General features: G+C 72.7%; 12 protein-coding genes. 7 read left to right on the plus strand and 5 right to left on the minus strand.

Features of this window, described 5'->3' with window-relative positions; translation table 11 throughout:
- Window positions 1-5: 5 nt before the first annotated feature.
- The 5 genes from glmS to tsaE are packed head-to-tail and all read left to right on the plus strand — an operon-like array spanning window position 6 to window position 5,022.
- The gene (glmS, locus tag JOD51_RS01640) at window positions 6-1,853 is read left to right on the plus strand and encodes a glutamine--fructose-6-phosphate transaminase (isomerizing) (protein ID WP_204606747.1); all 1,848 of its coding nucleotides are present in this window, start codon (window positions 6-8) and stop codon (window positions 1,851-1,853) included.
- A gap of 7 nt (window positions 1,854-1,860) precedes the next feature.
- On the plus strand, window positions 1,861-2,259 hold the full coding sequence (locus JOD51_RS01645; protein ID WP_204606748.1) for a holo-ACP synthase: 399 nt from the start codon (window positions 1,861-1,863) through the stop codon (window positions 2,257-2,259).
- Window positions 2,256-3,359: an alanine racemase gene (alr, locus tag JOD51_RS01650; RefSeq protein WP_204606749.1), complete on the plus strand. Its 1,104-nt coding sequence runs from the start codon at window positions 2,256-2,258 to the stop codon at window positions 3,357-3,359. The genes JOD51_RS01645 and alr (JOD51_RS01650) overlap by 4 nt, the downstream gene beginning before the upstream one ends.
- Entirely contained in the window at window positions 3,356-4,519 is a 1,164-nt protein-coding gene (alr, locus tag JOD51_RS01655) for an alanine racemase (RefSeq protein ID WP_204606750.1), read from the plus strand. The genes alr (JOD51_RS01650) and alr (JOD51_RS01655) overlap by 4 nt, the downstream gene beginning before the upstream one ends.
- A 38-nt stretch (window positions 4,520-4,557) precedes the next feature.
- On the plus strand, window positions 4,558-5,022 hold the full coding sequence (tsaE, locus tag JOD51_RS01660; RefSeq protein ID WP_204610687.1) for a tRNA (adenosine(37)-N6)-threonylcarbamoyltransferase complex ATPase subunit type 1 TsaE: 465 nt from the start codon (window positions 4,558-4,560) through the stop codon (window positions 5,020-5,022).
- Between the two features lie 279 nt (window positions 5,023-5,301).
- Here the strand turns inward: tsaE and JOD51_RS01665 are convergent, their stop codons facing one another.
- From JOD51_RS01665 to JOD51_RS01675, 3 genes are all read right to left on the minus strand, one after another.
- On the minus strand, window positions 5,302-5,463 hold the full coding sequence (locus tag JOD51_RS01665; RefSeq protein WP_204606751.1) for a hypothetical protein: 162 nt from the start codon (window positions 5,461-5,463) through the stop codon (window positions 5,302-5,304).
- Window positions 5,460-6,059: a dihydrofolate reductase family protein gene (locus JOD51_RS01670; RefSeq protein WP_204606752.1), complete on the minus strand. Its 600-nt coding sequence runs from the start codon at window positions 6,057-6,059 to the stop codon at window positions 5,460-5,462. The genes JOD51_RS01665 and JOD51_RS01670 overlap by 4 nt, the downstream gene beginning before the upstream one ends.
- Window positions 6,060-6,128: 69 nt before the next feature.
- The gene (locus JOD51_RS01675) at window positions 6,129-6,737 is read right to left on the minus strand and encodes a hypothetical protein (protein ID WP_204606753.1); all 609 of its coding nucleotides are present in this window, start codon (window positions 6,735-6,737) and stop codon (window positions 6,129-6,131) included.
- A 164-nt stretch (window positions 6,738-6,901) separates the two neighbouring features.
- On the opposite strand from JOD51_RS01675, the gene JOD51_RS01680 reads away from it, so the two are divergent.
- Together JOD51_RS01680 and JOD51_RS01685 are read left to right on the plus strand one after the other, a co-directional pair.
- The gene (locus JOD51_RS01680; RefSeq protein ID WP_204606754.1) at window positions 6,902-8,413 is read left to right on the plus strand and encodes a 3' terminal RNA ribose 2'-O-methyltransferase Hen1; all 1,512 of its coding nucleotides are present in this window, start codon (window positions 6,902-6,904) and stop codon (window positions 8,411-8,413) included.
- Window positions 8,410-11,028, plus strand: coding sequence for a polynucleotide kinase-phosphatase (locus JOD51_RS01685; RefSeq protein WP_204606755.1), 2,619 nt, complete (start codon window positions 8,410-8,412; stop codon window positions 11,026-11,028). Before JOD51_RS01680 ends, JOD51_RS01685 begins: the two co-directional genes overlap by 4 nt.
- 141 nt (window positions 11,029-11,169) lie before the next feature.
- Here JOD51_RS01685 and JOD51_RS01690 read toward each other — a convergent pair whose 3' ends face one another.
- Together JOD51_RS01690 and JOD51_RS01695 are read right to left on the minus strand one after the other, a co-directional pair.
- A complete protein-coding gene (locus tag JOD51_RS01690) occupies window positions 11,170-11,757 on the minus strand; it encodes a hypothetical protein (protein ID WP_204606756.1) in 588 nt (195 codons plus the stop codon).
- Between the two features lie 257 nt (window positions 11,758-12,014).
- Window positions 12,015-12,623, minus strand: a complete 609-nt coding sequence (locus JOD51_RS01695; protein ID WP_204606757.1) for a uridine kinase family protein — start codon at window positions 12,621-12,623, stop codon at window positions 12,015-12,017.
- Between the last annotated feature and the right edge of the window lie 34 nt (window positions 12,624-12,657).

The raw sequence follows: 12,657 nt of genomic DNA on the forward strand, positions 1-12,657 counted from the left end.
ACCCCATGTGTGGAATCGTCGGATACGTCGGCAGCAACAGCAGCACGGACGTCCTGCTCGGAGGCCTGCGTCGCCTGGAGTACCGCGGCTACGACTCGGCCGGCATCGCCGTCGTCGACCCGTCGGGTGACCTGACCTCGGCGAAGAAGGCCGGCAAGCTCCAGATGCTCGTCGACGAGCTCGACACGAACCCGATCGCGGACGGCGGCACCGGCATCGGGCACACCCGCTGGGCGACCCACGGCGGCCCGACGGACGAGAACGCGCACCCGCACCTGGCCGACGGCGGCAAGCTCGCGCTGATCCACAACGGCATCATCGAGAACTTCGCCCCGCTGAAGGACGAACTGCTCGCCGAGGGCGTCGTCTTCCACAGCGAGACCGACTCCGAGGTCGCCGCACACCTGGTCGCGCGGGAGTTCCGCGACACCCACGACCTGACCGAGGCGATGCGGCGCACGGTCGCCCGACTCGACGGCGCCTTCACGCTCCTCGTCGTGCACGCCGACCAGCCCGGTGTCGTCGTCGGTGCCCGTCGCAACTCGCCGCTCGTGGTGGGCCTCGGCGACGGCGAGAACTTCATGGGCTCCGACGTCGCCGCGTTCGTCGCGTACACGCAGCGCGCCCTGTCGATCGGTCAGGACGAGATCGCCACGATCCGCCCGGACGGCGTCGACGTCATCCACTTCGACGGCACCCCCGCCGACCGCAACGAGTTCGAGGTGAACTGGGACGCGTCGGCCGCCGACAAGGGCGGCTGGTCCTCGTTCATGGCGAAGGAGATCAGCGAGGAGCCGGAGGCGGTCCGCAACACGGTCCTCGGTCGTGTGCACGAGGGCGCGGTCACGCTGACCGACCTCGAGCCGATCGCCGAGCGCCTGCAGGAGGTCGACCGCGTCATCGTCATCGCCTGCGGCACCGCGGCCTACGCCGGCATGCTCGGCAAGTACGCGATCGAGCAGTGGGCCCGCGTGCCCGTCGAGGTCGAGCTCGCCCACGAGTTCCGCTACCGTGACCCGGTGTTGAACGACCGCACGCTCGTCGTCTCGATCAGCCAGTCCGGCGAGACGATGGACACGCTGATGGCCGTCAAGTACGCCAGGGAGCAGGGTGCCCAGGTCCTGTCGATCTGCAACACCCAGGGCGCGACGATCCCGCGTGAGTCCGACGCCGTCATCTACACGCACGCCGGTCCCGAGGTCGCGGTCGCGTCGACGAAGGCGTTCCTGGCGCAGGGCGTCGCGCTCTACCTGCTCGGGCTGCACCTCGCCACGCTCCGCGGCACGCTGACCGCCGAGCAGATCGCCGCGCAGGTCGCCGAGCTCGAGGGTCTGCCGGAGAAGCTGCAGCAGACCATCGAGGACGCCGCCGGGATCGCCGAGCTCGCCAAGTGGATGGCGGACACCCGCAGCGTGCTGTTCCTCGGCCGCCACGTCGGGTACCCGATCGCACTCGAGGGTGCGCTGAAGCTCAAGGAGCTCGCCTACATCCACGCCGAGGGCTTCGCCGCCGGTGAGCTGAAGCACGGTCCGATCGCGCTCATCGAGCCCGGCCAGATCGTCTTCGTCATCGTCCCGTCGCCGCGTGACGCCCGGTCGCTGCACCCGAAGGTCGTCTCGAACATCCAGGAGATCCGCGCCCGCGGTGCCCGGGTGATCGCGATCGCGGAAGAGGGCGACGCCGCCGTGCTGCCGTTCGCCGACGAGGTCCTGCGGATCCCGCTCGCGACGCCGCTGTTCGAGCCGCTGCTCGCCGTGGCGCCGCTGCACATGTTCGGCATGGAGCTCGCCGCGGCCAAGGGCCTCGACGTGGACCAGCCGCGCAACCTCGCGAAGTCGGTCACCGTCGAGTAGTCGGGACGTGATCATCGGCATCGGGGTCGACGTGGTCGACCTGGAACGGTTCGAGCGGGTCCTGACACGGACCCCCGCGATGCGGTCGCGGCTGTTCACCGACGCCGAGCAGCTGCGGGACGGCGAGCCACGCCCGGTGGCGTCGCTCGCTGCCCGGTTCGCGGCGAAGGAGGCCCTGATCAAGGCCTTCGGGTCGAGTGCCGGCCTGAGCTGGCGGGAGCTCGAGGTCGTCTCGGACGACCAACGGAACCCGTCGCTCACCCTGCACGAGGGCGCGCAACGGGTCGCCGACGAGCGCGGCGTCGCGCACGTGCACCTCTCGCTGTCGCACGACGGCGGGATCGCGACGGCGTTCGTCGTCATCGAGGGCCGGGACCGGCCCGCAACGGAAGGACCGATCGCGTGAGCGCGTTCACGGGGGTGACCGTCGACCGGGAGGCCCTCATCGCCAACTACGCCACGGTCGCGGAACAGGTGGCTCCGGCCGGCGTCGTCGCGGTGGTGAAGGCCGACGCGTACGGGCACGGCGCCGTCGAGGTCGCCCGGGCCCTGGTGGACGCGGGTGCGGACTGGCTCGGGGTCGCCGACCTCGACGAGGGCGTGGCGCTCCGCGAGGCCGGCATCGACGAGGGGGTCCGGATCCTGGCGTGGTTGCACGCCCCCGACGAGGACTTCCGCCGTGCGGCCCGCTACGGCATCACGCCGGCGGTCTCGAGCGTCGAGCAGCTCTCCACCGCGGCCGACGCCGACGTCCCCGAGGTGCACCTGGTCGTCGACACGGGTCTGAGCCGCAACGGCGCGGTCGAGTCCGAGTGGCCCGAGCTCTTCGCGACGGCCGCGGCACTGACCCGGAACGGCGACCGGACCCGCATCGAGGGGCTGATGTCGCACCTGTCGAACGCCTCGCGCTCGGACGACCTCGACCAGGACGCGGCACTGCAGCGGGCGATCGACGGCCTGGCCGCGGTCGGCATCCGCCCCGACGTCGTGCACCTGGCCGCGAGCGCGGGCAGTCTGGCGCTGCCGGAGACCCGCCGCGACCTGGCACGGGTCGGCCTGGCGCTGTACGGCCTCAGCCCCTTCCCGGACCGGACCTCGGCGGACCTCGGCCTGCGCCCCGCGATGCGGGTGACCGCCGCGGTGCTGCGGACGGTCGCCGTGCCCGCCGGGGACGGAGTCTCGTACGGGTACACCTGGCGTGCCGAGCGGGACACCCGGCTCGCGGTGATCGGGCTCGGGTACGCCGACGGCTTCGACCGGGCGTACGGCAACCACGTCTCGGTCCGGATCGGGGACCGTCGGTTCCCGGTGGTCGGCCGCGTGGCCATGAACGCGATGCACATCGACATCGGCGACGCGGACGTCGCGATCGGGGACGAGGTCGTGCTCTGGGGCGACCCGGCGAACGGCGACCCCGCGGTGGAGGACTGGGCCGACGCGATCGGCACCATCAACTACGAGGTGGTCGCACGGGTCGGCCGCAGCGTCGAACGGAGGACGACGTGAGCGCTGGACTGCGCCGGGCGGTCATCGACCTGGACGCCTACCGCGCCAACCTCGACCTGGTGCGGTCGTGGATGGACCCGGTCGAGGTGATGGCGATCATGAAGGCCGACGCCTACGGGCACGGTCTGGAACCGATCGCCCTGACCGCGGTCGACGCGGGCATCCGGTGGATCGGCGTGCTGACGGTGCCGGCAGCCTTGCGGTTGCGCGCGATCGGCGTCGGCGAGGACGTCCACCTGTTCACGTGGCAGCACGACCCGGGGCTCGACTTCCGCGACGCGATCGACTCGGCCGTCGACCTGGGCGTCTCGAACACCGCCGAGCTGCGCCGCATCGTCGAGGCGGTCGACCAGCGTCCGGCCCGTGTGCACCTGGGCGTCGACAGCGGTCTGCACCGTGACGGCGCGACCGCCGAGGACTGGACCGCGCTGGTCGAACTGGCGCGCGACGCCCAGCGCGACGGCCGCATCGAGGTCGTCGCCGCGTACACGCACCTGGCGGAGTCCTCGGACGCCGACGACTCCGAGGCCGTGGCGCACTTCGACGCCATGGTCGAGCGGGCCGAGGACCTGGGGCTCGACATCCGGTGGGAGCACGTCGCCGCGTCGCTCGCCGGTCTGGAGCGCAAGGAGTTCCGGAAGGACATGGTCCGGATGGGCGCGAACCTGTTCGGCATCCCCGGTGCCGACGGGGTCTCCGCCGCCGACCTCGGCCTGACGCCCGTGATGACGGTGTCCGCCGCCGTGGCCAAGACGAAGCGGGTACCGGTCGGCACCGGCGTCTCCTACGACTACACGTACCGGACCGACACCGAGACGACCCTGGCGCTCGTGCCGATCGGCTACGCGGACGGTGTGCCGCGGGCAGCGCAGGGACGCATCGAGGTCGCGATCAACGACCGGCGCTACCCGATCGCCGGCCGCGTCGCGATGGACCAGTTCCTGGTCGACGTCGGGGACGACGACGTCCGGGTCGGCGACACCGTGACGCTGTTCGGCACCGGCGAGGACGGCGAGTCCACGGTCCTCGAGTGGGGCCGTGCGCTCGACACCATCGGCGAGGAGATCGTCTGCCGGATCGGCAGCCGGGTCCAGCGGGTCCACGAAGGGCACTCCGGCGAGGGCCGCGTGGGGGAGTACCTGCGGGGCGAACGGTCGTGACGGTCCTGCTCGACACCACGGTCGCCACGACCGAGGAGATGGGTGCGCTCGGTGCCCGGATCGCCGCGGTGCTCCGGGCCGGGGACCTCGTCGTCCTGACCGGGCCGCTCGGCGCCGGCAAGACCACGATGACGCGGGGCCTCGGCTCGGCGCTCGGCGCTCGCGGGCAGGTGTCCAGCCCGACGTTCGTGCTCGCGCGCACCCACCCGACCACGGCCGGCCCGGACCTGGTGCACGTGGACGCCTACCGGCTGTCCGACCCCGTCGAGCTCGACGACCTGGACCTCGACTGGGACGGCTCGATCGTCGTCGTCGAGTGGGGTCGCGGCATGGTCGACGGGGTCAGCGACAGCGTCCTGGACGTCGAGATCGCCCGGCCGACCGGCGGTGGTGCCGAGGGCGCCGTCGACCTGGACGACGTCGACCCGGACGACGTCCCCGACGAGCCGCGCCGGGTGATCGTCACCGGGACCGGTCCGCGGTGGCAGGGCGTCACCCTCTGACCGAGGCCGGCGGGGCGGACGTCGGCGGGCCTCCCGACCGGGTTCCGCGGAGATCGGACAACCGTTTCGGAACGCTTGGGTATCGAGACCCGACGGCGTAGCGTCACCCGCGCTACACCGCGGACCCTGGCCGCGGTCGCCCGTCCCCATTACCGGGTCGGACCTCGTCGTGCGCCAACGTCGTACCCGACGGCGTCGTAGCGCGAGGGCGCCTGTCGCGTGACCCGAACGCGAGACAGGCGCCCTCGACCCCGTCGACCTGCGGGCGGGGTCCGCCGGTCAGCGGCGGGAGCGTCCGAGCAGGAGCACACCGAACAGCACGATGACCGCCACGACGACCACGACGGTGACGAACAGTCCGGTCGCGTCCATGCTGCCGCCGCCGTCGTCGCAGGGCACGTTCTCGTACGCACACGACGCTGCGGCCCACACCGTGGTCATGCGGTCGCTCCTCGGATCGCGTAGCGGGTGAGCGTGACCCCGTTGTGGAACGCCTGCTGCTCGAGCAGGTCGAGCAGCAGGGGAACCGCGACGGGCTCGTCGAAGAGCGGGCGGCCGGTGCCGAGCACGGCGGGGTGCGTGTACAGCAGCAGCTCGTCGAGGAGCCCGGCGGTGAGCAACTGCGTGGCGAGGCTCGCTCCTCCGACGGCGATGTCCCCCTCCGCCTGCTGACGGAGGGCGGCGAGCTGTTCGATCGCGTCGTCACCGCCGATCACACGTGTGTGGTGCTCGGCGCTGGTGCGGGTCCGGGACACCAGGACCTTCGGGATGTCGGTCCAGACCGTGCCGAACTCCCGGAGCCACGCCGGGAGCGACTCGTCGTGCCGGGCATCAGGCCAGAACGGGTCCATCATCTCGCGGACCACACGACCCTCGACGAACATCGACATGGCTCGTGCACGGTCGGTGAACGCACGGTGCAGCGTCTCGTCGATGTGCAGCCAGTCCGGTCCGTCGATCCCACTGTGGTCGTCGCTGTCGCGCTCGATGAGCAGGTCGAGCGACACGTTCATCCAGTACACGAACCGTGCGGGCACCAGGGACTCCTTGGTCGGGTGCTCGACGGTACCGCCGGGGGAGTGACCCGACAAGACCCGGCCGTGGACTCAGCCGCGGCCCGCCCGGGTCCGGAGGCCGCAGCTCCGCCGCTCGAGGTCGGCCAGCGCCGCGACGGTCTGCGGGTCCCGCCCGCGCCACCGGTCCACCACACCGGGCCCGAGGGCGACGACGGCGTCCCGGCCGACCAGGGCGCGGAGCGCGAGGAGCTCTGCCCCGTCCGGCGACCGGTCGACGCGGCTGGTGGCGCTCGCGACCCGGACGAAGCGCCCGCGGGTCCGGACCCACACCAGCAGCAGGAGGGCGATGACCACGACGGTCAGCCCGCCCCCGACCAGGTGCGCCAGGTGCAGGGCGGTGTCGTGCTGCTGGGCCCCGGCGGCCGCGACGGCACCGGCGTGCTCGCTCGCCTTCCGGAGCGGGCTGCTCACCGCGTCCCCGGCGAGCGGGATACCGGACAGCGCCCGTGCGGTGGCGGCGAGCTGCTGCTGGAACGCGGTCCCCTCGGACTGCACCCGCGTGCCGATGGTGGCGAGCCGGGCGATCGAGCCGGCGACGTCGCGGCCGACGACCACCGCCAGGACGATGCCGAGCAGGACGAGCACGTCGCCGACGACCTGCCGGGCACGTCGGATCGGGCGGCTGTCGTACACGACCATCACGGGCCTCCTGTCGGGGGACCGGTGCCGGGGGCGGCGGGACGGTCGACGTCCCAGTCTGCTGCCGTTGCCTGGACGCCGTGCCGTCGTACTAGGCTCGCTCTCCGGCCTCGGACCCGCCGGGCGGCAGTGATGCCGGACCACGACGATCGGAGGCCACGCGCATGCTCGTGACCATCACCACCCGCGGTGACGCCGCCCCGGACCTCTCGCACCTGCTGCACAAGCACCCCGAGCGGGCCCAGTCCTTCGACCTCAGCGTCGGCACGGCGCACGTCTTCTACCCCGCGGACACCCCGGACGAGTGCACCGCCGCCCTGCTGCTCGAGGTCGACGCGATCGCCCTCGCCCGCAGCAAGCGGTACGGCGCCGACGCGCAGGCGCTGTCGCGGTACGTCAACGACCGGCCCTACGCGTCGACCTCGATGCTCGCGCTGGCGATCGGACAGGTGTTCCGCAGCGCGATGGGTGGGCGCAGTGCCTCCCGGCCGGAGCGTGCAGCCGAGCCGCTCGACCTCGAGCTCGCCCTGACCAGCGTGCCGAGCGAGGTCGACGAGCACGGTGTCGGCCTGGCCACCCGGCTCTTCGCGCCGCTCGGCTGGGACGTCGAGGAGACCCGACGGCCGCTCGACGACACCCGGCCGGAGTGGGGCGACGCAGCCACGGTCGGGCTGCGGCTGCGCGGACGGGTCCGGCTCGCCGACGCGCTCCGCCAGCTCACGGTGCTGCTGCCGGTGCTCGACGACGCCAAGCACTACTGGGTCGGCGACGACGAGGTCGGCACGCTGCTCCGTCGGGGCGAGGGCTGGCTCGCCGGCCACCCGCTCCGGGAGCTCATCACGACGCGGTCGCTCGCGCACCAGCGTTCCCTCGTGGACGACGCGACCGGACGGCTGCTCGGGCTCGACGGCGCCGCCGGCGACGGCGGTGCCGTGGTCGGGGGTGCCGGGGACACCGCTGTCGACGAGGTCTCCGCCGACGACGACGGCACGACGGCTCCGCCCGAGACGCCGCTGTACCGCCGCCGCGCCGAGGCCGTCCTGACGGCGCTCGCCGACGTCCAGGCCCACACCGTCGCCGACGTCGGCTGTGGTGAAGGTGCCCTCCTGCGGCACCTGTTCGCCGACCGCTCCTTCACGACGATCATCGGCACCGACGTCGCACCCCGTGAACTCGCACGGGCCGAGCGGCGCCTGCGACTCGACGACGTCAGCGACGAGCAGCGGGCGCGGGTGCGGCTGCTGCAGTCCTCGGTCACGTACTCCGACGACCGGATCGCCGGCCTCGACGCCGTCGTCCTGATGGAGGTCGTCGAGCACGTCGACCCCGAGCGACTGCCGGCACTCGAGGCCTCGGTGTTCCAGGCCGCCCGCCCCGCAGCCGTCGTCGTGACCACCCCGAACGCCGAGCACAACGTCCGCTTCCCCTCGTTGGCGGCCGGTCGGTTCCGGCACCCGGACCACCGGTTCGAGTGGACCCGCGACGAGTTCCGCAGGTGGGCGCAGGCCGTCGGCGACCGGCACGGCTACACCGTCGAACACCGACCCGTGGGCGACGACGACCCCGAGGTCGGCCCGCCCACCCAGCTCGCCCTGTTCCGCCGCCACACGACCGGCAGCCACACGACGACCAGCCCGACGACCACCAGCCCGACGACCGGAGGCACCGCCGCATGACCGCCCTGACCGTCCCCACCATGTCCCTGGTGCTCCTCGTCGGCACGAGCGGTTCCGGCAAGTCCACGTTCGCCGCGCAGCACTTCGGCCGCTTCGAGACCCTGTCGAGCGACTTCTTCCGCGGCCTCGTCTCGAACGACGAGGACGACCAGGCCGCGACCCCCGCCGCGTTCGAGGCGCTGAAGCACGTCGCCGCCCAGCGGCTGCGCGCCGGCCTGCTCACCGTCGTCGACGCGACGAACGTGCAGGCCGAGGCCCGTCGCGACTTCGTGCAGCTCGCCCGCGAGCACGACGTGCTGCCGGTCGCGATCGTCCTCGACGTCCCCGAGTCGGTCTGCATCGCCCGGAACGCCGCCCGCACCGGCCGTGACTTCGGCCCCGAGGTCATCCGCCGCCAGCAGGGGCAGCTCCGCCGCGGGCTCAAGGCCCTGGGCAAGGAGGGCTTCCGCCGCGTCCACGTCCTGCACGGCGAGGACGAGATCGCCGCCGCCACGATCGTCCGCGAACCCCTGCTCAACGACCGCACCGGCGAGCACGGCCCCTTCGACGTCATCGGGGACGTGCACGGCTGCCGCTCCGAGCTCGAGACGCTCCTCGGCCGCCTCGGCTGGACCCTGGTCCGCGACGACCTCGGGCGTCCTGTCGACGCCGTGCACCCCGCGGACCGCCAAGCACTGTTCCTCGGCGACCTGGTCGACCGCGGCCCGGACTCCCCGGGGGTCCTGCGGCTCGTGATGGGCATGGTGCGGAACGGCCACGCCCTCGCCGTCCCGGGCAACCACGAGGACAAGCTCGTCCGCGCGCTCGACGGCCGCAAGGTCCAGACGTCGCACGGGCTCGCCGAGACCCTCGCGCAGCTCGCCGCCGAGCCGGACGCCTTCCGCGACGAGGTCCGCGAGTTCTGCCGGTCCCTCGTCGGCCACCTGGTCCTCGACGACGGCCGGCTCGTCGTCGCGCACGCGGGGCTCAAGGAGCAGTACCAGGGCCGGGCCTCCGGTCGGGTGCGGTCCTTCGCGCTCTACGGCGACACCACGGGCGAGAGCGACGAGTACGGCCTGCCCGTCCGCCTGCCGTGGGCGGACTCGTACCGCGGGAAGGCGACGGTCCTCTACGGCCACACGCCGACGGTCGACACCGAGTGGATCAACGGCACCATGTGCCTCGACACCGGGTGCGTGTTCGGCGGCAAGCTCTCCGCGCTCCGCTACCCCGAGCGTGAGGTCGTCCAGGTCCCCGCCGAGCGGGTCCACCACGAAGCCGCCAAGCCGCTCGAGCCGCTGCGCGGACCGGGCACGTCGACGACGGGTGCCGACGGTGCGGACGTGGGGCGTGCCTCCAGTCCGGCCGGGAGGCCCGTGGCCGGCCCCGCCGCACCGCGTCGCGTCCCCGGGCTGCTCCCGATCGAGGACGTCACCGGCAAGCAGATCGTCGAGACCCGGCACCACGGCCGGATCGGCATCCGTGCCGAGAACGCCGCCGGCGCCCTCGAAGTGATGAGCCGCTTCGCCGTCGACCCGCGCTGGCTGCCGTACCTGCCGCCGACGATGAGCCCGGTCGCGACCTCGGCGCACCCCGACCACCTGGAGCACCCGGACGAGGCGTTCGCGTACTACCGGGGCCAGGGCGTCGAGCACGTGCGGATGGAGGAGAAGCACATGGGCTCCCGTGGGACCGTGCTGCTCGCACGCGACCCCGCCCGCTTCGGTACACCGGCCGACTGGAACGGCGTCGTCACGACCCGCACGGGCCGGGCGTTCTTCGACGCCGTCGACACACGGACGTTCCTCGGGCGACTCGACGCTGCGGTCGAGGCGGCCGGGCTCTGGGACGAACTCGACACCGACTGGCTGCTGCTCGACGGCGAGGTGCTGCCGTGGGCGGTCAAGGCCGAGGGCATGATCCGCGACTGGTACGCCGAGGTCGGGGCCGCTGCCGGCGGGGCCTTCCCGGACGCCCTGGCCGCGCTCGCCGCCGCCCGTGACGGCGGCGTCGACGTCACCGACCTGCTGGCCCGGACCGAGCAGCGGGCGGTCGACGCGGCCGCCTACACCGCGTCCTACCGCCGGTACGCCGACCCCGCGACCGGCCTCGACGACGTGCGGTTCGCGCCGTTCCAGGTCCTGGCAGCCCAGGGACGGACGTTCGCGGACCGGCCGCACGGGTGGCACATGGCGGTCGCCGACCGGCTGGCCGCCGCCGCACCCGACGTGGTGCGGGCGACCCGCTCGCTGCTCGTCGACGTGCGGGACGAGGCGAGCCGTGCGGCCGGGGTCGAGTGGTGGCAGGACCTCACCGGCGCCGGGGGCGAAGGTGCCGTCGTGAAGCCGGAGACGAACCTGACCCGGGGACCGAAGGGACTGGTGCAGCCGGGCGTGAAGGTCCGCGGGCGGGAGTACCTGCGGATCATCTACGGGCCGGAGTGCACGGAGCCGGGCAACCTGGCGCGCCTCAAGGACCGGGACCTCGGCCACAAGCGGTCGATGGCGCTCCGCGAGTACGCCCTCGGGCTGGAGTCACTCGAGCGCTTCGTCGAGGGGGAGCCGCTGTGGCGCGTGCACCAGGCCGTGTTCGGGGTGCTGGCGATGGAGTCGGAGGCGGTCGACCCGCGGTTGTGAGCGGCACGCGGACGGGAGTTCGCGCTGAGCGACAGTCCTCGTGGCCGGCGACCCGAGCGCTGTCGCTCAGCGCGAAATTGGTGTTGCCCGATCGGGGTGGGGGAGTTCCGTCTTCAACGCCGGACGGCGCGAGTGTGCCGGTCAGCGTTCGAGCGTCACGTGCCGATCCGTCGCGATGTGGTCGAGTGCAGCCTGCGCGCGCTCGTCCTCGAGGAGCGCGTCCACAGCATCCCAGCGGCGCGCCCACCGACCGAGCTCAGGACTGACGGCGGTCGTGAGCGTTCTGGCATCCTCGAGGATCAGGGCCGGTGACCGCCGCAGCTGACGCCCCTCCGATCCGACGCCCGGTTGGGGGAACCCGAAGACGATCGGCTCGCAGTGGTTGATGCGGTTCCGTGCCCAATTGAGACGGAGCGCGAGGCGGTGGACTTCGCGGCGGGTCCGGCCCGGGAACGCAACGCCGAGAGCTGGTTCCCAGAAGGACTCGGAGTAGGACGCTTTCGTTCCGTCGGATTTCCGGCCACCGCGACCCAACACCGCCACCCAGGTCCCCAGCATGAGTTGCGCGACGACCTGGCCTGGTTGCGCACCGACGCCGACGCGTGCGATCGCCGTCTCCACCTGCCCGAGGAGGTCTTCATCGAACGCATCCCGCTGGTTCTCGAACCAGCGGGGTCCGAACTTCGCTGCGAGAGACCGGTGCAGGTGCTCGCGCAGCGCGACCTCCACGAGTCGGAGGACTGCATGGAAGTGCGAGGCCAGCGACGCGTCGACGAGGGCCAGCTCGACGGCTGCGCGGTCTGCACCACCGACTGCAGCACGGAAGCGTCGCAGGCGAGCGGGTGCGAGACTCGCGATCAGAGCTCGCTGTTCGTCGTACGTCGGAGGCGGGATCACCCAGGCACGCTACTATCGATGCATAGTCCCGCAGTCGAAAGGCTGCTCGGGTTCTGGAAGCCGTCGTAGTCCCTCGGGTCACGGCGGCTTCACCCGTCTCCGGGCGTGCGGATGTCCGGCTGTCGAACCCGCGAGCGGTACCGGATGTCTGCGGACTCCCGCGGGGCGAAACGCTCGGCGAAGTCGCGGTCGTTCGGGATCCAGACGTCGCGCCACAGGGCCTCGTGCGACCGTCCGAGTTCGCGGTCCCGAGCGATCCCACGCCGAGCCGCCTCGTCGAGGTCGACGTCGCACCAGACCGCCAGGTCCAGCAGCCCCCGGACCTCCGGATGGAAGAGCCCGATCAGGTCGACCACGAGCAGGTCGGTGGTCGGCAACGGCTCCGGTGCTCCGAGCGCGCGGGCGGACCAGTCGAACCGGCGGAACGTGCTCGCACGACCGGCCCGGTGCGGCTCGAGGACCTCCGCAGCGAGCCGCAGGCGTTCGACCCCGTCCCAGTCCGTCGACCGCCGGTGCGAACGGGTCGGGTCGAGGAAGTCGTCACCGCGGATGCGGACCGCCCCGGGCATCGTGTCGACGAGCGCGCGGGCGAACATCGACTTGCCGGACCCGCAGTGGCCGGACACCCCGACGACGAGCGGCGACCGTGCTGATCCGCGGCGCGTCCGGACGTGCTCGAGCAGGGCATCGCGGTCCATCCCGTCAGCGTAGGGCGGGCGCTGGTCCGCGCCT

Origin of the sequence: Curtobacterium herbarum (genome assembly GCF_016907335.1) — a bacterium.
Taxonomy (GTDB): Bacteria; Actinomycetota; Actinomycetes; order Actinomycetales; family Microbacteriaceae; genus Curtobacterium; species Curtobacterium herbarum.